This is a genomic window from Spirillospora sp. NPDC046719, from assembly GCF_040645715.1.
In the GTDB taxonomy this organism is placed as follows: domain Bacteria; phylum Actinomycetota; class Actinomycetes; order Streptosporangiales; family Streptosporangiaceae; genus Spirillospora.
The window spans coordinates 25,591-43,711 of sequence record NZ_JBEYYT010000004.1 but is presented as its reverse complement, the minus strand read 5'-3'; the positions used below and the strand labels follow the sequence as shown (position 1 = coordinate 43,711).

Sequence of the window (18,121 nt, the reverse complement as noted above, 5' to 3'; positions counted from 1 at the left end):
GTACGCTCGGGAACCGTGCACACGGTCGGGGAGCTCCTGCGGCAGTGGCGGCATCGCCGGCGGCTCAGCCAGCTCGACCTCGCGATCGCGGCCGACGTGTCGGCGCGGCACGTCAGCCTCGTCGAGACGGGGCGCTCCAACCCGAGCGCCGACATGGTGTTGCGGCTCGCCGACCAGCTCGACGTGCCGCTGCGCGACCGCAACCGGCTGCTGCTCGCGGCCGGCTTCGCGCCCCGGTACGCCGAACGGCCGCTCGACGACGCCGCGCTGTCCGCCGCCCGGAACGCGGTCGAACGGGTGCTCCGCGCGCACGAGCCGTACCCGGCGCTGGCGTTCGACCGCCGCTGGAACATCGTCATGACCAACGCCGCCGTCGAGCCGTTCCTCGCCGAGGTCGACCCCGAGCTGCTCCGGCCGCCCGTCAACCTGCTGCGGCTCGGCCTGGATCCGCGCGGGCTCGCCCGCCTCGTCGTGAACATGGCCGACGTCCGCGCGGTGTTCCGCTCCCGGGTCCGGCGCCAGCTCGCCGCCGCCCCGGACCCTGGCCTGGCCGCCCTCTACGAGGAACTCCTTGAACCCGGCCCGGACGACCCTCCGGCGGACTCCGACGTCGTCATCCAGATGATCGTCCGCCACTCCGGCCGCGAGCTGCGGCTCTTCTCCACCATCACCACGTTCGGCACCCCACAGGACATCACCCTCGACGAGGTCGCCATCGAGTCCTACTACCCGGCCGACGCGGAGACCGCCGCCCACTTCGAGCGCTGACCTGTGGCGTGTTGCGCCGATGCGATCCGACCGAAGGGCAACACGCCACAACTCAACGAGAACAACGGCGCGCGGTGCTCTCCGCGTCAGCCGAGTTGTGCTTGGAAGATCCTCTGGTCGAAATAGGCCCGCGCCTCGCGGATGAGGCCGTCGCCGTCCAGTTCGTAGACGTTGATGCCCGACCAGTTCACGGGTGCCCCCGACAGCGAGACGGCCGCGCCGCGCCAGGCGACGGCGACGGACCGGCCCACCGTGTGGGCCTCCATCGGGGTCAGCCCGAGGAAGGGCCGGAACCTCGGCAGCACCGAGGCGATGAAGTCGCGGATCGCGTCCCGGCCGACGATCGGCGGCTGCCCGACCGGGTCGTGGAACGCGCCGTCCTCGGCGAAGGCGGACGCCCAGGCCGCGGCGTCGCCCTCCTGCGAGGCCGTGAAGAAGCGCAGGACGGCTGCGGGCATGGCGGGGAAGGTCATGACGATCCTTTCGAGTCGTGGCGCCGGACGGCGGGAACCACCGCCAGCCCGGCGAGGGCGAGCAGGGCCTGCACGGCGCAGACGCCGCCCCATCCGTACGAGCCGTAGACGGCGCTCGCCAGCGCCGCGGAGACGGCGCCGCTCAGGAACGCCGCGACCATGTAGACGGTGTTGGCGCGGCTGCGCGCGTCCGGGACGCGGGCGAAGATGCGCGCCTGGTTGGCGAGCTGACTCCATTGGATGGCGAGGTTGCCCAGCAGGATGGCCGCCACCATGCACGCCAGGACGGCGCGCCCGGCGGCGTAGGCCCCGGCGGCGACCAGCGTCAGCACGGCCGACGCCGCCAGGATCGGGGTCGGCCCGCGCCGGTCGACGAACCGGCCCGCCCATGGCGCCCCGACCGTTCCGGACAATCCGAGCAGGCCGAACAACCCGGCCTCCGCGCTGCTGTAGCCGTACGGCTCGTGCGTCAGGACGAGCACCAGCGTCGTCCAGGTGGCGGTGTAGGCACCGAACAAGGCGCCGTGCAGAAGGCAGGCGTGCCGTAGTGCGGGCTCTCGCCGCACCAGTCCTGGCAGTGACGCTAGAAGCCGTCCGTAGGACGCGCCGCCCCGCTCGCTCTCCGCGGGAAGCAGCCACACGGTGACCAGACCCGCCAGGCCGGTCAGCAGGGCCGCCAGAAGGTAGACGGACCGCCAGCCCAGCGCCTCGCCGACGACGCCGCCCACGACCCGCGCGCCGATGATGCCGGTCATCAGGCCGATCTGGACGTTGGCGACGACGCCGGCCCGCCTCTCGGGCGGCGCCAGTTCGGCGGCCATCGGAATCAGCACCTGCGGCACCACCGTCGCACCGCAGGCCAGAGCCGTCGCCGCGGCGAGCACACCGAGGCCGGGCGCCGCCGCTGCCGCCAGCAGCATCACCACGGTGACGCCCAGCATCGCGGCCAGCAGCGGCCTGCGGCGGCGCGCGTCACCGAGCGGCACCAGGAACAGGATGCCGCCCGCGTACCCGAACTGTGCGCAGGTGACGACGGTTCCGGCCGCCGCAGGCGAGACGCCGAGCCCGCGGGCGAACAGGTCCAGCAGCGGCTGGGCGAGGTAGACGTTGGCGACGGCGGCGCCGCTGCACACCGCCATCGCCGTGAACAGCGCCGGCCGTGCCGCCGGCGCCCGTACTGCGACCATCCGGTCCTCCAATCGAACGAACTAGTTGGTTCGATCTTGGAGTACGACGGTGCCCCGTGTCAAACGAACCGGTTCGTTAGAATGCCGGGCATGGGCTATGACTCAGCGGCGACCCGGGAACGCATCCTCGCGGCGGCGTCCGCCGAGTTCGCCGAGCACGGTGTCGCCGGCGCCCGCGTCGACCGCATCGCCGCGAACGCCGAGGCCAACAAGCGGGCCATCTACGACTACTTCGGCGACAAGAACCGGCTCTTCGCCGCCGTCCTCGAACGCCTCATGACCGACCTCGCCGCGGCGGTCCCGGCGGACGGCGGCGACCTCGGCGCCTATGCCGAGCGGCTGTTCGACTACCACCGCGACCATCCCGAGGCCCTGCGCCTGCTGCTGTGGGAGGCGCTCGAACTCGGCGACGGCCCCGTCCCCGACGAGGCGGCCCGGACGGCCCACTACCGGGACAAGACCGACGCCGTGGCCAGCGCCTCCGGCGACCCGGCCACCCTGATGCTCCTCACCCTGGGCCTGGTCGCCTGGCCCCTGGCGATGCCCCAGATCAGGCGCATGCTCCTCGGCCCCGACCACTCCCTGGACGAGCTCCGTCCCGCCATAGCCGACGCCGTCCGGACCCTCGCCACCGAGCGCTAGAACGGCGCGCGGTGCCTGCCGACGTACCTGGGGCGGCGGCCGACGGTGAGCGCGGTCGCCCAGCTCGCCGACACCGCCGCGGCGAGCGCGATCGCCGCCGTCACGAGCGCGGTCACGGCGCCCCGTCCAGCAGGCCCTTGATCGCGAGGACGGCGTCCGCCACCCGGTCCGCCTCCGCGACCGGATGGCGCCACCCCGTCCAGAACCACGGCCGCCCCGCGTCCTCTGGGCGGGGTTCCACGGTCATGACGAGGCAGGGGTGGACGGTGCAGCAGCCCTCCGCGTCCGGGTTCTCCACATGAAGGCCGTCCGGCGTGAACCGCGCGCTCAGCCCGTGCGCGCGCAGAACGGTCCCGAGCGCCTCAAGCCGCGCCCTAGCATCGGGTGTCATGGGTCGTTCGCCTCCCAGGGCGTCCGGTCCTAGCCCCGTTCGGACGGTCGCAACGTCCGGACGGGGCGCTTCTGTTTCGGCACCCCAAGCTTAGGCAACCTACGCACGCTACGCAGCCTATGCGAGCTAAGAAGCATACGCGACATGCGCATACCGTTGGATCATGGTCGAGCTGGACGGCGAGGCGCCGCTGCGGGTGCAGCTGGCGGACCTGGTCGCCGCGCGCATAGCGGACGGGACGTACCCGCCCAGGACGGCCATCCCCTCCGGGGCCGAGCTGGCCGAGGAGTGCGACGTCTCCCCGCGCACCGCGACGGAGGCGGTGAAGATCCTCAAGGCGCGGGGTCTGGTGCGGGGTGTGCCGGGTAAGGCCGTCATCGTGAAGGCGGACGCGCTGGACGTCCTGAAGAGCGCGGCGCCGGGGGCCGGGTAGCGGCCGACCGGGGTGCGGGCGGCCGGAAGTGGTCTTCGGCGGCGATGAGTTCTGAACCGGCGGGCGGTCTGCCAAGGTGGGGCGAATGGCCCCAGGGTGGACGTGATCCCGTCCGCCCGTTGAGAACCATCACGAGAGGCTCGGGAGATCCCAGATGCGCACTCTGATCAGCACCGCTTTCGTCTCGCTCGACGGCGTCGTCGAGGGTCCCGGCGGCGAGCCGGAGTACCGCAACTCCGGATGGACCTTCAAGGACATCGAGTTCCTCCCGGAGGCCTACGAGCTCAAGGGCCGGGAGCAGAAGGAGGCCGCCGCGATGATGATGGGCCGGGTCAGCTACGAGGCGTTCAGCCCCGTCTGGCCGGGCATGGCGGAGTTCGCCGACTACAAGGTCATGCCGAAGTACGTCGTCTCCACCACCCTCACCGACGGCGACCTCGTCTCCGACTGGGGCGAGACCACGATCCTGCGCTCGCTGGACGACGTCGCCGCGCTGAAGGAGACCGACGGCGGCCCGATCATCATCCACGGCAGCGCCACCCTCAACCGGGACCTCTCCGACGCGGGCCTCATCGACCGCTACCACCTGCTCGTCTTCCCGGTGCTGCTCGGCGCGGGCAAGCGGCTGTTCAGCGGCACCGACAAGGACGCGCAGAAGCTGAAGCTCGTCGAGCACGAGGCGTACGCGAACGGCATCCAGAAGAACGTGTTCGACGTCGTCCGCTGACGCCCCCGGCTAGGCGGCCCGCGCCCGGGACTCGGCGAGCGCGGCGGTGAAGAACGCGGCGAGCTTCTCCACCGCCGGCCCGACGTACCGCTCCCTGTCGTAGAGGTCGACGTGGCTCGCGCCGTCGATCCAGTGGATCTCCTTGGGGCCGGTGGCCTTCTGGAACGCCTCGACGCTCATCCAGGACGTGACGGCGCGGGTCCCGACGATCATCAGCAGCGGGCGCGGGCCGATCAGCGGGACGGGCGCGAAGGCGTCGAAGGCGGCGATCCGGTCGACGCTGGACCAGGTGAGGGCCGTCGCCGAGCGCGGGTGCTCGGCGCGCGGGGTCCGGTAGTAGTCGAAGCCTTCGGCTCCGTGCTCGCCGCCGAGCCGGCGCGCCTCCTCGACGGTGGCGGGGAACAGGGGCAGCGCGCCCGGGTCCTCGCCGCGCGCGGCGGTGGTGCGGGCGACGGCGGCGGCGTCGAGCATGCCCTGGAAGACCGCCGGGGCCTGGGTGCCGTCGGCGCCGAGCCGGAACTGGCGGGCGATGTCGACGGCGCTGACGGTGGCGACGGCCCGGACGCGGTGGTCGCCGGCGGTGGCGGGCAGCACGTAGCCGCCGGAGGCGCAGATGCCGAGCGCGCCGATGCGTCCGGCGTCGATCTCGGGGCGCGTGGTAAGGAACGAGACGGCGGCCTTGAGGTCCTCGACGCGCTGGGCCGGGTCCTCCAGACCACGGGGTTCGCCGCCGCTCTCGCCCTGGTAGGCGGCGTCGAAGGCGAGGGCCGCGAAGCCCCGGGCGGCGAGCCGGGACGCGTAGAGTCCCGCGGTCTGCTCCTTCACGCCGGTGCCGGGGTGGCCGACGACCACGCCCGGCCACGGGCCGCCGTCCGGCGCGTCGGGCAGGTGGAGGTGGCCGGCGAGGGTGATGCCGTTGCTGTCGAAGGCGACATCGATCTTCATGGGATTGCTCCAGTGCTTCGTGGGGCCGCCGCCGGTGGTTCCGGCGGCGTGGTTCCACGGTGGCGCTCCCATGAGGCGCCCGTAAGAGGCGGGTTCTTGCCTGGGAAGGATCCTGCCCTCCCAACGCGTCCCCCGTCCGCCGACAATGGACGGTATGACCGCTTCATCGCAGGCCGGGGACCTCGGGGTCTTCCTCAAGGCGCGCCGGGCCCAGCTCACGCCGCGCGACGTGGGCCTGCCCGACGACGACGGGCGCCGCAAGGTCGCGGGCCTGCGCCGCGAGGAGGTCGCGCGGCTCGCCGCGATCAGCGTCGACTACTACACCCGGCTGGAGCAGGGCCGTGTCCGGGCGTCCGCCGGGGTCCTCAAGACCCTCGCCGACGCCCTGCGCCTGGACGAGGACCAGCAGACCTACCTCTACGAGATCGCGGGCAAGACCGACGCCCGGCCGCGCCGCCGCCGCGCCGCCCAGAGGGTGCGGCCTGCGGTGCGGCGCCTGCTCGACCGGCTCCCGGGGACGCCTGCGGTCGTGCTCGGCAAGCGGATGGACGTCCTGGCGTGGAACGACGCGGCCGCCGCCCTCTACACCGACTTCGCCCGGGTGCCCGCCGGTGAACGCAACTACGTCCGCCTGATGTTCACCGACCCGGGCATCCGCGGCATGCACCTGGAGTGGCGGCACGACGCCCGCGACGCCGTCGCGGCCCTCCGCATGGAGGCGGCGAAGGACCCCGACGACCCCGAGCTCGCGCGGCTCGTCGGGGAGCTCTCCGTCCAGGACGCCGACTTCCGCACCTGGTGGGCCGAGCACCGCGTCAACTCCGCGGGCCACGGCACGAAGCGCTACCGGCACCCCGTGGTCGGCGACCTCACGCTCGACTGCGACACCTGGAACAGCCCGGACGGCGGCGGCCAGCGGCTCATGGTCCTCACCGCCGAGCCGGGGACGCCGTCCGACGACGCGCTCCGCATCCTTCTCTCCTGGGCGCCGCAGGACCGTCCGGCCACGGCACCCGGCGCCTAGCGCGGCCGCCCCGAGTGACACGGGTCAGTCGAGGCAGAACTCGTTGCCTTCGGGGTCGGCCATGATGATGTGCCCGGCACCGAGCGGGGGAGCGGGCTCGAAGCGCTGGAGGCGGGCGGCGCCGTGCTCGACGAGCCGCTCCGCCTCCGCCTCCAGGGCCGCCATCCGCGCGTCGCCCGTGAGGCCGGGCGCCGCCCGCACGTCGAGGTGGACGCGGTTCTTGACCTGCTTGGACTCCGGGACGCGCTGGAAGAACAGGCGCGGCCCGTCGCCCGCCGGGTCGACGACCGCCGAGGCGTCGTTGCGGCGCTCGGGCGGCACGCCCATCGCGTCGAGGGCCTCGTCCCAGGTCCGGAAGTCGCCGGGCGGGTCCTGGAGCCGGTAGCCGAGGGCCTCCGCCCAGAACGCGGCCAGGGCCGCCGGGTCGGCGCAGTCGAAGGTGATCTGGATCTCGCGGGCCGTCACGGCGCGCGTTCCGCTGGTGTTCGAGGTCATGGTGCAAGCCTCGCGGACAATCCGGACAGCTTCGTTCCGCGAACGGTGAAAGTTCTGCCGGGAGATCGCCCGGCGGGTCAGGGAGGGGCGAGGAGGCCGTCGATCGCGCGGCGGGCCATGGCGGTCGCGCCGGGCTCGTCCAGGCGCAGGGCGGTGTTGGCGGCGGTGAGGACGGCGTCGGTCTGGAAGGCGGCCAGGTCGGCGTCGAGCGGCGCGATCTCGCCGGCGGCCGCCGCGCGGCGGTACTCGGCGGCGAGGAGGGCCAGCCAGTCCCGGTGCTGGCGGGCCAGGGCGTCGCGGACGGGGCCGGGCCTGCTGTCGAAGTCGGGGAGGTTCGCCGCCCAGAAGCAGCCGCCGGTGAACAGCGGCTTCTCGGCGTAGTCGATCCAGTTCGCGACGAGCGCGCGCAGCCGGGCCGCGCCGGGCGGGGCGGACCGCGCGGGGCGCACGACCGCGTCGACGAACAGCTCGCGGGCCGCCTCGACGGTCGCGAGGTGCAGGTTCTCCTTGGACCGGAACAGGGTCTGGATGCCGCTCTTGGACATCCGCAGGTCGGTGGCGAGGCGGCCGAGGCTGAGGCCGTCGAGCCCCTCGGCCGAGGCGACGTCGACGGCGTGCCGGGTGACGGTCTTCCGGGTCCGCGCGCCGCGCAGCAGCCGGCCGTCGGCCGGGAGGTCGTCCTCGCTCATCGGGTCCATCGTGCCAGATTGCCTATACGTACGATCGATCGTATTGTTTTCTCGTCGGCGGGAGAGGAGCGGGCATGGACCCCGATCGCATGGTCGAGCTGGCGGAGGCGCTGGCCGCCGCCAAGAGCCGCCAGGACGTGCCCGCGGCCATGGCGCTGCTGCACCCGGAGATGGTGCTGGAGAGCCCGGCCTTCGGGACGACCGCGCGCGGCCCGGCGGAGAACGCGGTGGCGCTGCGCCGGTTCTTCGCCTCGTTCCCGGACTACGACGTCGCCTTGCAGGGGCATGCCGCGAACCGCGACGCCCTGGTCTGCTGGGGGACGGCCCGGATGACCCTCACCGGCACCCGGTTCGGCGTCGAGCCCAGCGGGCGCCGCGCCGAGCTGCCGGTGTTCATCCGGTTCGCGTTCAAGGACGATCTGATCGCCGGTGAGTACTTCTTCTTCGACCTCGCGGAGCTGTGCGCGCAGTCCGGCGTCTCGGCCGACGCCGTCCGGCGCCGCCTGTTCCGCGACCGGGAAAGGTGATGGCGCATGCTCGCGGACCCGCGTGTGAAGGACGTCGGGGAGATCCGGACGGAGCTCCTGTTCGACATCGTGGTCGATCTGGACCCGCCGCTGGACTTCGGCAGGGGACCGGCCGGGCGGCGCGTCCTGTTCGGCGCCGCGGGCGGCGGGTTCGAGGGACCCCGCCTGCGCGGAGAGGTGCTGCCGGGGGGCGGTGACTGGGCGCTGTTCCGTCCTGGCGGGACGATGTGCCTGGACGTGCGGCTCGCGCTGCGCACTGACGACGGAGCCCTCGTGCACATGACCTACGGCGGCCGCTACACCACCCCGCCGGAGCTGCGCGACGAGATGGCCGACACCGCCACCCGGCACCGCGTCGACCCGTCCCGCTACTACTTCAGGACGAACCCGCTCTTCGAGACGGGCGCCGAGCGGTACGCGTGGCTGAACGACGCCGTCTGCGTGGGGACGGGCTACCTCGTCGAGGGCGGCATCGCCTACAAGGTCTCCCGGGTGGTGTGAGCCGGGCGGGCCGGTCCGGGTGCGGCGAGGCGGCGGCCGAGGGCGGCGAGCAGGGCGACCATCGCGGCGGCGACGACGATCAGGCCGAGGGCGTCCGGGACGTTCCCGGTGTTCGCGACCAGCCCGAACGCGGTGTGCGCGACGAGGGCGCCGGAGATCGCGGCGAGGCGGTGGCGGTCCGTCCAGCCGCCCGCCCGGCACAGGAGGACGGCGGTCGCGGCGGCGAGGAGCGCGGCGGCGGCCATCGGGACGGGCGTCCACGCGCGCGGGACGAAGGCGGAGTGGTCGGCGCCGGCGAACGGGAACAGCAGGGCGAGGTACCCGAACGACGCGGCGCCGCAGACGACGCCGAGCACCCGGGGCGCAGGCAGGGCGCCCCGTAGCGGCGGGCGGGGGAGACGGGGCAGGTGGGGTAGAACGCCCAGGGCCAGGACGGTCAGCGCCGCGCACAGCGCGAGGATGATCAGCGCGGCCCCGCCCGGCAGCGCGTAGTGCGGGTCCTCGGACGGCGGGACCGAGACGCGGAGCAGCAGCGCCCCGAGGGCCGCGACGAGACCGGTGACGACCAGGCCGCCGCGCCGCAGGTAGGCGGCGCGGCCGTGGCGGCGGAACACCAGCTCCACGAGCGCGATCGGGATGAGGACGCTGAACACCGCGTGGTACGGCAGGTTCAGCTCCGCGTACGGGGCGTTGACGCCGAAGGGGCGCGGCCCCCAGTCCGCCGCGCCGTACAAGTGCGGGCTGGTCAGGCTCTGCAGCGCCAGCCCCTCCTCGACCAGTCCGTACACCAGGCCCATCGCCAGGACGCTGCTCCACCCGCCGCCGAAGCGGCGGACCAGCTCCCGGATCAGCAGCACCCCGGCGCCGTAGACGGGCACGTAGAGCAGCACCAGCCAGAACATCCGGACCGGGACGGTGCCGAGGGTGAGCTCGGCGACCGCGGGCGCGACCAGGACCAGCGTCCACGCCGCCCGCCGCGACCGCTGAGCCTTCCCCGGACGCTGGGCCGTCCCCGAACGCCGCTTCGTCATGCCGTCAACGCTAGGAACGCGCGGCCTGGGGCGCTTCCAACGAAGGATCGGTCTCCGCCCTGCGACTTTCGTCGGAGAGCCGCCCCGGAACGCGGGTTTCTATGCGGAGGGGCGGGGGCGGACCAGGCCGAGGTCGTAGGCGAGGACGACCGCCTGCACGCGGTCCCGCAGGCCGAGCTTGCGCAGGATGCTCGACACATGCGTCTTCACCGTCGCCTCGGTGACGACGAGCCGAGCGGCGATCTCGGCGTTGGACGCGGCGCGCGCGACGAGCTCCAGCGTCTGCATCTCGCGGTCGGTCAGCTCCGCGAGCGCCTCCGGCCGGACGGGCGCGCGCGGTTCGGTCGCGGTGAACCGGTCGAGCAGCCGCCGGGTCACCGACGGCGCGAGCAGCGCGTCGCCGCGGGCGACGACCCGGATCGCCTCGGCCAGGTCGTCCGGCCGGACGTCCTTGAGCAGGAACCCGGCGGCGCCCGCCCGGAGCGCCGCGTAGAGCGGCTCGTCCAGGTCGAACGTCGTCAGGATGATCACCTTGGGCGGGTCGGCGGACGCGGTGATGCGCCGGGTGGCGGCGATGCCGTCGACGCCGGGCATCCGGACGTCCATCAGCACGACGTCGGGACGCAGCCGCTCGGCCGCGCGGACGGCGGACTCGCCGTCCCCGGCCTCGCCGACGACGGTGAGGTCGTCCCGCGCCTCGATGATCATGCTGAAGCCGGCGCGGACGAGGTCCTGGTCGTCGGCGACCAGCACGCGGATCGTCACCCGGCCTCCCCGACCGGCAGCGACGCCCGCACCCGGAACCCGCCGTCCGGGTCGGGGCCGGCCTCGAACGTGCCGCCGAGCAGCAGGGCGCGCTCCCGCATCCCGGCGATGCCCTGCCCGCTCCCGGCGAGGCCCGTGCCAGCGGATGCCGTGTCGCCGGGGGCCGTGAGGGCGCCCGGGCCGTCGTCGCGGACGTCGACGTCGAGGCGCCCGCCCGCGTACCGCAGCACGACGTCGGCGCGGCCCGCGCGGGCGTGCCGCAGCGCGTTCGTCAGCGCCTCCTGGACGATCCGGTAGACCGCGAGGCCCACGCCGGACGGAACCCGCACCTCGGCCATCCCCTCCCGCTGGATCCGGACCCGCAGCCCGGCGCCGGTGACGGAGGCGGCGAGCCGGTCCAAGTCTCCCAGGCCGGGGACGGATCCGTCCGGCTCGCCGCCGTCGGCGTCCCGGACCGACCGCAGGAAGTGCCGCAGCTCCGCGAGCGCCTGCCGCCCCTCGGCCTCCAGGTTCCGGACGGCCCGCCGCGCGAGCCCGGGGTTCGCGTCGAAGACGTCGTCCGCGGCGGCGGCCTGCACGACCATGACGGACACGGTGTGGGAGAGGACGTCGTGCAGCTCCCGCCCGATGCGCGCCCGCTCCTCTACGGCCGCGCGCCGCGCCTCGGCGTGCCGGCGCGCCGCTTCCGCGCGTCCGAGCGCGCCCCAGCTCCAGGCGAGCAGGGCGGCGACGGGCCACAGGGCGACCAGCCGGTCCTGCGCCGCGGCGACGGCGGCGGTCACGGCGGCGACGGCGCCCATGCCCCACAGCGAGGTTCGCGCGGGGCGCAGCCACGCGAACGCGCACAGCACCACGAAGAGGATGCCGGGCCCCAGCTCGGGCCCGAGCGCCTGGATCCCGGCGCCCGCGGCGGCCGTCACCGCGAGCGCGGCCTCCGGGCGGTCGCGCATCAGCCATCCCGCCGCGGCTCCCTGGACGAGGAGCAAGGCGACGATGGCCGCCCGCGCGGTCCAGCCCGCGTCCAGGAACGGGACGGCTCCCGCCGCGCCGAGCGCGCAAGCCCCGGACACCGCTCGCCACCAGGACGGCAACACCGCCGCATACCGATCCCGCACGCTCGCCGACGCTACCAACCCGGTCCCCTGGACGGGGCGGGAGCGGAACCTCCGGGGCGCCCGGCGCCGTACAGAGGGTGGGGGACTTGCCGGAGATAGTGCGCTTGTTGTTATCTGCGGTGTTTTAGGAGGTCTCCAGGGGGTCGGGGGCGATCCGCTGGAGGGACGGTGACGCGCGTGGGCGAGGACGTGGACCTGCTGGTCCGGGCGGCGCAGGACGGCGACCCCGAGGCCAGGGAGCGGCTGGTCGCCGCGCACCTGCCGCTGCTCTACAACGTGGTCGGCTGGGCCCTCGACGGCCACGCCGACGTGGACGACGTCGTCCAGGACTCGGTGCTGCGCGCGCTCGGCGGGCTGCACGGCCTGCGCGAGCCGGGACGGTTCCGCTCCTGGCTCGTGTCCATCGCGATGAACCAGGTGCGCCGCCGCTGGACGTCGCTCCAGCGCGGGACGCCCATGGACCCCGACGCCCTCGCGCGGGTCGCCGCGTCCGAGGCCGACTTCGCCGAGGCCGCCGTCCTGCGGCTGGAGCTGTCCGGGCAGCGCCGCGAGATCGCCGAGGCGACCCGCTGGCTCGACGCGGGGGAGCGAGAGCTGCTCGGCCTGTGGTGGCTGGAGGCGTCCGGCCACCTCACCCGCGGCGAGCTGGCCGACGCACTGGGCGTGTCGGCGGCGCACGCGGCGGTCCGGGTGCAGCGGATGAAGAAGCAGCTCGCGACGTGCCGCGCCGTCGTGCGGGTCGTGGCGGCGGAGCGGCGCTGCGAGGCGCTCGTCCCGGTCCTCGCGCGATGGGACGGGCGGCCGTCCCCGCTGTGGCGCAAGCGCGTCGCCAAGCACGTCCGCCGCTGCCGGGACTGCGGCTCCCGGCAGCGGGACCTGCTCCCGCCGGAGGCGCTGCTCGCGGGCCTGGTCATGGTGCCGCTGCCCGCCGCGCACCCGCTGCACGCGCTCCCGGCGGCGTTCACGGCCTCGTCCACGCCGACGGCCGCCGCGTCCGGCGCGGGCGGGGCGGGCGCCGCAGGCGGGGCAGGCACGGCGGGCACGGCGGGCGCGGGGAAGGGCGCCGGTCTCGCGGCGGCCAAGTGGGTGGCGGGCGCCGCGGCCGTCGGCGTCGCCGGCGCGGCGGAGGTCTTCTGGGGCACGCGGGGCGGCTCGCCCGCCGAACCGCCGCCCCGCGACGTCCCGCCCGCCGCCGCGCACCGGACCCCGTCGCGCACCCCGGCGCCGCGTCCCGGCGCCACGTCCGTCAAGGAGCACCTCGCGCCGCCGCGGCCGTCGAAGACCGCGAAGCCGGGCGTCGAGCAGCAGGTCGTCGCGCTGGTCAACCGGAACCGGGCCAAGGCCGGATGCCGCCCGCTGCGAGTCTCGCCCGCCCTGCACAAGGCCGCGCAGGCGCACACCGAGGACATGGCGTCCCGGCACGCCCTCGATCACGGCGGCGCCGACGGAGACGATCCGGGCGACCGGATCACCGCCGCCGGCTTCCGCTGGAGCGCGTGGGCGGAGAACATCGCGCAGGGCCAGGCGTCCCCGCCCGCCGTCGTCACGGCCTGGATGAACAGCTCCGGCCACCGCGCCAACATCCTGAACTGCCGCCTGACGATGATCGGAGTGGGCTTTGTGCCGGGGTCCGGCGGCCCTTGGTGGACCCAGGACTTCGCGACCCCCGCCTGAGGCCCCGGAGCGGTCAGCGGCTCGTGCCGAAGTCCTGCGTCCAGTACGGGCCGCCGCTCAGCACCACGCCGACGCCGATCTCCTTGAACCCGCAGTTCAGGATGTTCGCGCGGTGGCCGGAGCTGTGCATCCACGCGTCCATCACGCTCGCGGGGGTCGCCTGGCCCTTGGCGATGTTCTCGCCGTAGGAGGACCAGCGGTAGCCCGCGGCGGTGATCCGGTCGCCGGGGTCCTTGCCGTCCGGGTTGGTGTGGTCGAAGAAGTTCCGGGCGTGCATGTCGGCGGAGTGGCCCTGCGCGGCCCGCGCCAGCTTGCCGTTGACCGTCAGGGCGCCGCAGCCGTGCTTGGCGCGTTCGGCGTTGACCAGCGCGACGACCTGCGAGGCGTACCGTCCGGCGGTCCCGCCGGCGGGCGCGGCCGGGGCCTTCGGCTTCGCGGGAGCCTTCGCGGGCGCCTTCGTGGCGGGACGGTGGCTCGTCGCGCGCGGCGCCGGCTTGTGCGACGCCTTGGCCTTCCTGTGCTTCGGCCGCGGCGCGCGGCTCGGTGCCGTCCGCGGCGCGTCGGCGACCGGGGCGGTCGGCGCGGCGCTCGGGGAGAACGACGAGCCGCTCGCGGTGGGCGCGCCGTCCGCGCCGTCCCCGAACGCGCCGGCGGCCGTCCCGGCGACGCCGCCGATCACCAGCAGGCCCGCCGCGCCCGCGGCCGTCCAGACGGCGACGCGGCGGGACGCCCTGCGCGGCCGTCCCGGGCGCGGCCTCGCGGGACGCGGCCGTCCGGTGCCGCGGGCAGGGGGGTAGCTCATGGCGATGCCACATCCTTCTCTCGTCGGGGCTGTGCGAACACGCAGCGGACCCCGCGCGGGACGGGCGATAACCAAAAATCCAGGGCTTCTTCAGAAGCGCCCAAGACGCGGCGCCGGGACGGGCCAAGAAAGGGGCAAGACCGCATGTCGGACGGCACGCCCACGGAGGCAGGGCTCTCTGATTGACCACCGGAGGGCACAGCGCCCGCCTGGTCCGGGCAACCGAGGAGTCACGCCGTGAAGAGAAGCTGGAAGGCCGCGATCGCCGCCGCCGGGGCGACCGCCATGACGACCGCCTCCGTGGCATGGCCCGCGCCCGCCGGGAACGCGTCCGGGAACGGCGTCGGCGCGTCCGGCAAGGGGCGCTGGGTCCTGCTGGACGCCGAGGACTTCGACCGGCCCCTGCGCGTCGACGGCGCGCCGTGGCGGCTGGACCCGCAGGGAAGGCGCAGCCCGTGGAACGTCGACGCGTTCGACGACGACGGCGAGGCGTGGACGACGATGAGCGGCCCGCTGTTCAAGAAGCAGATGGCCACGCTGAACGTGTTCCGCAAGCGCGTCGCGTTCGGCCGGAAGGGATGGCTGACCGCCGAGGTCGCCGCCGTCGACAAGGACCACGACGGCCGTCCCGACTCCCGTCCCGGCCTGTCGACGGTCACGCTGCCCGGCGGGCAGCGGGCCGCGCGGCTCTCCGAGCCGAGCTGGGACGCGGGCGTGCTGATCCGGCCGACCCGCCCGCTGCCCCGGCACTACCGCGTCGAGATGACGCTGCGCGGCATCGACTTCGGCGGGAAGCGGAACGGCACGTTCGACTACAACGGCCGCCACAACGGCTACACGAAGGAGCCGTGCAAGACCCGCTTCCCGTGGACGTTCACCGGCGCCCTCCCTGGCCAGTCGCGGTGCCAGTACCACGACGTGACGCGGGAGAACGGCTTCTACTACATGACGATCCTCGACTACGCGACGCCCGCGCCGCACGGCAACCCGGACATCCACTTCCGGCGCAAGGTCATCATGGACGGCTACTACAGCGACCTCCCCCGCTGGAAGCACGCCGCGACCTGCGACCCGAAGACCCGCAAGATGTACCGGACGTTCGACGGCACCTTCAACGGCGTGAACGCGCTGTTCGCGCGCGGCGACAAGTTCATCGGCGGCCCGGACAACAACATCAGCACCGAGTACTACGCCAAGACCGCCTGCGGCAACGCGTCCCTGGACAAGCCGTACGGGCCGGGGAAGCGGTTCGAGGGGCACCTGACCAGCGCGGAGCTCCAGCCGCAGCTGCTGCCGAAGGCGTCGTACCGGTTCGCCGTGGAGCGCGACGACACCGGGTACACGCTGGAGATGAGCGGCCCGTTCCGGTTCATCGGGCAGGCGACGCTGCGCGTCCACCACGACTTCGTCGAGCACGGCCGCCCGATCTGGCACTACAACCAGACGCCCGGCGAGTACGACGGCCGCTTCGACCGCAAGCTCGTCCACAAGGGCCCGCACGGGACGTGGATCACCCGGCACACCTGGCCGAAGGGCTCGGCGTACCCCGACTCGTTCGTCATCGGCGACCCGCACCTGAACTACTACGAGGGCGAGGCGGTCATCGACGACATCCGCCTCTACGTCCCCCGCAAGGACAGGTGACCCGCTGAGTGACGGCGTCCGTGGCGCCCGTGGCACCCGCGGCGGCTAGCCGCGGGCGCCGCGGCGAGGACGGCGGGGGCGGCGGGGCCGGCGCGCGGTCCGGCGGGACGGCGCGCGGGACTCGGTGCGCAGCCACAGCTCGATCTGCGCGCCGCCCAGCGGCGACGTGCCGATCTTCAGCGTCCCGCCCGTCGACTCGGCGAGCCGGCGGGCGATGTCGAGGCCGAGGCCGGTCGAGCCGGTGCCGCTCGCGCCGCGCCGCAGCGCCGCCTCCGCGTCCGGGATGCCGGGCCCGGCGTCGCCGACCAGCAGGCCGGTGGAGTACCGCCCCCGGTGCAGCGTGACCGACAGCGCGGTCCGCTGCGGCGTGTGCCGGAAGACGTTGCCGAGCAGCGCGTCCACGGCGGCGACGAGGTCGTCCTCGCCGACCGGCACCGGGACGGCGCCGTCCGGGACCACCGCCTCGCAGTCGCGGCCCTGGTCGGCGGCCAGCTCCGACCAGAACTCCAGCCGCCGCCGGACGACGCCCGCCGCGTCGCACCCCGGCGGCTCGCCCGCCGGCCGCCGCGCCGTCGCGATGATCCGGTCGACGGCCTCCTCCAGGCGGCTCAGCGCGTCCTGGCTGTGCGCCATCCGGACCGGGTCGGCGGGGTTCGCGGCCAGCCCGTTGAGGTTCACCCGCAGCGCGGTCAGCGGGGTCCGCAGCCGGTGCGACAGGTCGGCGGCGGACTCCCGCTCGGCCTCCAGCAGCCGGACGAGCCGGTCCGCCATCCGGTTGAACGCCGTCCCGGCGGCGCGCAGCTCCGGCGGCCCGCCGGGCGCGACGCGGGCGGCGAGGTCGCCGTCGCCGACCCGGGTCACCGCGCTCGCCAGCCCGTCGGCGGCCCGGACGACCCGGACCGCGAGCCGGTCCGCCATCGCCACCGACACCAGCACCAGCGCGACCGCGACGAGCCCGAGGACCGTGCGGGACCGCGCGACGCCCCGGTTCAGGTCCGCGTCGGGCACGTACACCTCGATGACGGCGACGCGGTCGGAGTCCAGCAGCGCGGGCGTGAGCAGGACCGTCCCGCCGGCCGCGGCGGCGGTGAACGCCCGGCGCAGCCCGCGCGCCTTCCGCACGTCGGCGTCCGACGCGTGCGCGGCGCCGATCGCGGCGCCCTGCGACGGGTGCAGCGCGAGCCGCCCGGCCGCCCCGGCGGGGGTGGAGCCGACCGCGTCGGCGAGCGAGGCGGGCGCGGAGGTGACGGTGAGGACGGGTTCGAGGGAGGCGGCCTGCTGCGCGGCGGCCGACAGCGCCCGGTCGTGCGCCATCTGCCCGACCAGGAGGCCGAGCGGCACGACGAACGACAGCGCCACCATGGCGGTCACGGCCGTCGCGATCCGCGCCAGCGCACCTCTCATCGGCTTCCCCCCGGAATCACGCATTCAGTTGGTCTATGGAAGGACCGCAACTGGTTCCGGAGATGATAGGCCAATGCGAGGTGGTTTCCGTGCCCCCGCAGGGTGCCGCTCTGGGCGCGGCTTGTGCGCTGCTCGTGCGCTATTCGGGGCCGACGAGCATGACGCCGACGCCCCGGACGGTGTGCAGGTAGCGGGGCGCGGCGGCGTTCTCGCCCATCTTGCGGCGCAGCCACGACAGGTGCGTGTCGATGGTCTGGTCGTCGCCGTAGGGCTGCCGCCACACCTCCGCGAGCAGCTCCCGCCGCCCGACGACCCGGCCCGCGTTCTCCGCGAGGTAGCCGAGCAGGTCGAACTCGCGGCGCGACAGCCGCAGCGGCGCGCCGCCCATGGACGCCTGCCGCCGCTCCAGGTCGACGCGCAGCTCGCCGAGCACGACCGCGTCGCGGCGGCGCGGGGAGCGGGCGCGCCGCAGCACCGCCTCCAGCCGGGCGTGCAGGTGGTCGGCGGAGAACGGCTTCACCACGTAGTCGTCGGCGCCCGCGCCGAGCAGCCGGATGATCTCCGCCTCGCCGTCCCGCGCGGTCGCCACGATCACCGGGACGTCGGAGACCGCGCGCAGCATCTTCAGCGCCTCGCCGCCGTCGAGGTCGGGGAGCCCGAGGTCCAGGACGACGGCCTCCGGCGCGTTCGCCGTGGCCTCCCGCAGCGCGTCGAGCGCCCGGCCCGCGCTGCGCACCGAATGCCCCAGCTCCGTCAGCTCCCGGATCAGCGCGCGCCGCACGTGCTCGTCGTCTTCCACCAGCAGGATCGAGGCCACGCTTGGACGATAAGGCATCGCGCGGGCGCCCGGAGAACGGAAAGGCGCGCCTTTCCGGAACGCGCCT

General features: G+C 74.5%; 21 protein-coding genes. 9 read left to right on the top strand and 12 right to left on the bottom strand.

The genetic code is table 11. The annotated features are described in order from the left end of the window. The first annotated feature begins 15 nt into the window (after window positions 1-15). Window positions 16-768 carry a helix-turn-helix domain-containing protein gene (locus ABZ914_RS01725; protein WP_433142906.1) on the top strand — a complete coding sequence of 251 codons (753 nt, stop codon included), beginning with the start codon at window positions 16-18 and terminating at the stop codon, window positions 766-768. Window positions 769-854: 86 nt separating this feature from the next. Here the strand turns inward: ABZ914_RS01725 and ABZ914_RS01720 are convergent, their stop codons facing one another. Together ABZ914_RS01720 and ABZ914_RS01715 are read right to left on the bottom strand one after the other, a co-directional pair. Further along, window positions 855-1,241, bottom strand: coding sequence for a nuclear transport factor 2 family protein (locus ABZ914_RS01720; protein WP_500190949.1), 387 nt, complete (start codon window positions 1,239-1,241; stop codon window positions 855-857). Continuing rightward, on the bottom strand, window positions 1,238-2,428 hold the full coding sequence (locus tag ABZ914_RS01715; protein ID WP_500190947.1) for an MFS transporter: 1,191 nt from the start codon (window positions 2,426-2,428) through the stop codon (window positions 1,238-1,240). The genes ABZ914_RS01720 and ABZ914_RS01715 overlap by 4 nt, the downstream gene beginning before the upstream one ends. A gap of 90 nt (window positions 2,429-2,518) precedes the next feature. Between ABZ914_RS01715 and ABZ914_RS01710 the strand changes: the two genes are divergently transcribed. Beyond that, window positions 2,519-3,070 carry a TetR/AcrR family transcriptional regulator gene (locus ABZ914_RS01710; protein WP_500190945.1) on the top strand — a complete coding sequence of 184 codons (552 nt, stop codon included), beginning with the start codon at window positions 2,519-2,521 and terminating at the stop codon, window positions 3,068-3,070. Between the two features lie 112 nt (window positions 3,071-3,182). Here the strand turns inward: ABZ914_RS01710 and ABZ914_RS01705 are convergent, their stop codons facing one another. Continuing rightward, window positions 3,183-3,461 (bottom strand): hypothetical protein, encoded by a 279-nt coding sequence (locus ABZ914_RS01705; protein WP_500190943.1) that lies wholly within the window; start codon window positions 3,459-3,461, stop codon window positions 3,183-3,185. A gap of 163 nt (window positions 3,462-3,624) precedes the next feature. Here ABZ914_RS01705 and ABZ914_RS01700 point away from each other — a divergent pair, with 163 nt between their 5' ends. Together ABZ914_RS01700 and ABZ914_RS01695 are read left to right on the top strand one after the other, a co-directional pair. After that, complete coding sequence (locus tag ABZ914_RS01700; protein WP_500190942.1) at window positions 3,625-3,894, top strand: winged helix-turn-helix domain-containing protein; 270 nt, start codon at window positions 3,625-3,627, stop codon at window positions 3,892-3,894. A gap of 154 nt (window positions 3,895-4,048) precedes the next feature. Continuing rightward, window positions 4,049-4,621: a dihydrofolate reductase family protein gene (locus ABZ914_RS01695; protein ID WP_500190940.1), complete on the top strand. Its 573-nt coding sequence runs from the start codon at window positions 4,049-4,051 to the stop codon at window positions 4,619-4,621. 9 nt (window positions 4,622-4,630) lie between these two features. Here the strand turns inward: ABZ914_RS01695 and ABZ914_RS01690 are convergent, their stop codons facing one another. Next, window positions 4,631-5,566 (bottom strand): alpha/beta hydrolase, encoded by a 936-nt coding sequence (locus tag ABZ914_RS01690; protein WP_500190939.1) that lies wholly within the window; start codon window positions 5,564-5,566, stop codon window positions 4,631-4,633. 154 nt (window positions 5,567-5,720) lie between these two features. Here ABZ914_RS01690 and ABZ914_RS01685 point away from each other — a divergent pair, with 154 nt between their 5' ends. After that, the gene (locus ABZ914_RS01685; protein ID WP_500190937.1) at window positions 5,721-6,590 is read left to right on the top strand and encodes a helix-turn-helix domain-containing protein; all 870 of its coding nucleotides are present in this window, start codon (window positions 5,721-5,723) and stop codon (window positions 6,588-6,590) included. Window positions 6,591-6,614: 24 nt separating this feature from the next. Here the strand turns inward: ABZ914_RS01685 and ABZ914_RS01680 are convergent, their stop codons facing one another. Continuing rightward, window positions 6,615-7,085 (bottom strand): VOC family protein, encoded by a 471-nt coding sequence (locus tag ABZ914_RS01680; RefSeq protein WP_500190935.1) that lies wholly within the window; start codon window positions 7,083-7,085, stop codon window positions 6,615-6,617. Window positions 7,086-7,162: 77 nt separating this feature from the next. Next, complete coding sequence (locus tag ABZ914_RS01675) at window positions 7,163-7,774, bottom strand: TetR/AcrR family transcriptional regulator (protein WP_500190934.1); 612 nt, start codon at window positions 7,772-7,774, stop codon at window positions 7,163-7,165. Between the two features lie 74 nt (window positions 7,775-7,848). Here ABZ914_RS01675 and ABZ914_RS01670 point away from each other — a divergent pair, with 74 nt between their 5' ends. Together ABZ914_RS01670 and ABZ914_RS01665 are read left to right on the top strand one after the other, a co-directional pair. Continuing rightward, window positions 7,849-8,301: an ester cyclase gene (locus ABZ914_RS01670; RefSeq protein ID WP_500190932.1), complete on the top strand. Its 453-nt coding sequence runs from the start codon at window positions 7,849-7,851 to the stop codon at window positions 8,299-8,301. 6 nt (window positions 8,302-8,307) lie between these two features. Then, window positions 8,308-8,802, top strand: coding sequence for a DUF3237 domain-containing protein (locus tag ABZ914_RS01665; RefSeq protein WP_500190930.1), 495 nt, complete (start codon window positions 8,308-8,310; stop codon window positions 8,800-8,802). Here ABZ914_RS01665 and ABZ914_RS01660 read toward each other — a convergent pair. The 3 genes from ABZ914_RS01660 to ABZ914_RS01650 form a co-directional block, all read right to left on the bottom strand. Continuing rightward, window positions 8,778-9,833: an AF_0692 family protein gene (locus tag ABZ914_RS01660; RefSeq protein ID WP_500190929.1), complete on the bottom strand. Its 1,056-nt coding sequence runs from the start codon at window positions 9,831-9,833 to the stop codon at window positions 8,778-8,780. The genes ABZ914_RS01665 and ABZ914_RS01660 overlap by 25 nt on opposite strands. 99 nt (window positions 9,834-9,932) lie before the next feature. After that, window positions 9,933-10,598 carry a response regulator gene (locus ABZ914_RS01655; RefSeq protein WP_190866937.1) on the bottom strand — a complete coding sequence of 222 codons (666 nt, stop codon included), beginning with the start codon at window positions 10,596-10,598 and terminating at the stop codon, window positions 9,933-9,935. Next, window positions 10,595-11,713: a sensor histidine kinase gene (locus tag ABZ914_RS01650; RefSeq protein WP_500190927.1), complete on the bottom strand. Its 1,119-nt coding sequence runs from the start codon at window positions 11,711-11,713 to the stop codon at window positions 10,595-10,597. Before ABZ914_RS01650 ends, ABZ914_RS01655 begins: the two co-directional genes overlap by 4 nt. 177 nt (window positions 11,714-11,890) lie before the next feature. Between ABZ914_RS01650 and ABZ914_RS01645 the strand changes: the two genes are divergently transcribed. Continuing rightward, window positions 11,891-13,387 carry a sigma-70 family RNA polymerase sigma factor gene (locus tag ABZ914_RS01645; RefSeq protein WP_500190925.1) on the top strand — a complete coding sequence of 499 codons (1,497 nt, stop codon included), beginning with the start codon at window positions 11,891-11,893 and terminating at the stop codon, window positions 13,385-13,387. A 13-nt stretch (window positions 13,388-13,400) separates the two neighbouring features. Here ABZ914_RS01645 and ABZ914_RS01640 read toward each other — a convergent pair whose 3' ends face one another. Continuing rightward, entirely contained in the window at window positions 13,401-14,189 is a 789-nt protein-coding gene (locus ABZ914_RS01640; protein WP_500190924.1) for a CAP domain-containing protein, read from the bottom strand. A 237-nt stretch (window positions 14,190-14,426) separates the two neighbouring features. Between ABZ914_RS01640 and ABZ914_RS01635 the strand changes: the two genes are divergently transcribed. Then, window positions 14,427-15,833, top strand: coding sequence for a hypothetical protein (locus tag ABZ914_RS01635; RefSeq protein WP_500190922.1), 1,407 nt, complete (start codon window positions 14,427-14,429; stop codon window positions 15,831-15,833). A 45-nt stretch (window positions 15,834-15,878) separates the two neighbouring features. Here ABZ914_RS01635 and ABZ914_RS01630 read toward each other — a convergent pair whose 3' ends face one another. Both ABZ914_RS01630 and ABZ914_RS01625 read right to left on the bottom strand, forming a co-directional pair. After that, window positions 15,879-17,237, bottom strand: coding sequence for a sensor histidine kinase (locus ABZ914_RS01630; protein ID WP_500190920.1), 1,359 nt, complete (start codon window positions 17,235-17,237; stop codon window positions 15,879-15,881). A 139-nt stretch (window positions 17,238-17,376) separates the two neighbouring features. After that, the gene (locus ABZ914_RS01625) at window positions 17,377-18,054 is read right to left on the bottom strand and encodes a response regulator transcription factor (protein WP_500190919.1); all 678 of its coding nucleotides are present in this window, start codon (window positions 18,052-18,054) and stop codon (window positions 17,377-17,379) included. Between the last annotated feature and the right edge of the window lie 67 nt (window positions 18,055-18,121).

Coding starts and splice junctions, on each gene's coding strand:
- ABZ914_RS01720 (WP_500190949.1), bottom strand. CDS start 1,241: ATGACCTTCCCCGCCATGCCCGCAGCCGTCCTGCGCTTCTTCACGGCC.
- ABZ914_RS01715 (WP_500190947.1), bottom strand. CDS start 2,428: ATGGTCGCAGTACGGGCGCCGGCGGCACGGCCGGCGCTGTTCACGGCG.
- ABZ914_RS01710 (WP_500190945.1), top strand. CDS start 2,519: ATGGGCTATGACTCAGCGGCGACCCGGGAACGCATCCTCGCGGCGGCG.
- ABZ914_RS01705 (WP_500190943.1), bottom strand. CDS start 3,461: ATGACACCCGATGCTAGGGCGCGGCTTGAGGCGCTCGGGACCGTTCTG.
- ABZ914_RS01700 (WP_500190942.1), top strand. CDS start 3,625: ATGGTCGAGCTGGACGGCGAGGCGCCGCTGCGGGTGCAGCTGGCGGAC.
- ABZ914_RS01695 (WP_500190940.1), top strand. CDS start 4,049: ATGCGCACTCTGATCAGCACCGCTTTCGTCTCGCTCGACGGCGTCGTC.
- ABZ914_RS01690 (WP_500190939.1), bottom strand. CDS start 5,566: ATGAAGATCGATGTCGCCTTCGACAGCAACGGCATCACCCTCGCCGGC.
- ABZ914_RS01685 (WP_500190937.1), top strand. CDS start 5,721: ATGACCGCTTCATCGCAGGCCGGGGACCTCGGGGTCTTCCTCAAGGCG.
- ABZ914_RS01680 (WP_500190935.1), bottom strand. CDS start 7,085: ATGACCTCGAACACCAGCGGAACGCGCGCCGTGACGGCCCGCGAGATC.
- ABZ914_RS01675 (WP_500190934.1), bottom strand. CDS start 7,774: ATGAGCGAGGACGACCTCCCGGCCGACGGCCGGCTGCTGCGCGGCGCG.
- ABZ914_RS01670 (WP_500190932.1), top strand. CDS start 7,849: ATGGACCCCGATCGCATGGTCGAGCTGGCGGAGGCGCTGGCCGCCGCC.
- ABZ914_RS01665 (WP_500190930.1), top strand. CDS start 8,308: ATGCTCGCGGACCCGCGTGTGAAGGACGTCGGGGAGATCCGGACGGAG.
- ABZ914_RS01660 (WP_500190929.1), bottom strand. CDS start 9,833: ATGACGAAGCGGCGTTCGGGGACGGCCCAGCGTCCGGGGAAGGCTCAG.
- ABZ914_RS01640 (WP_500190924.1), bottom strand. CDS start 14,189: ATGAGCTACCCCCCTGCCCGCGGCACCGGACGGCCGCGTCCCGCGAGG.
- ABZ914_RS01630 (WP_500190920.1), bottom strand. CDS start 17,237: ATGAGAGGTGCGCTGGCGCGGATCGCGACGGCCGTGACCGCCATGGTG.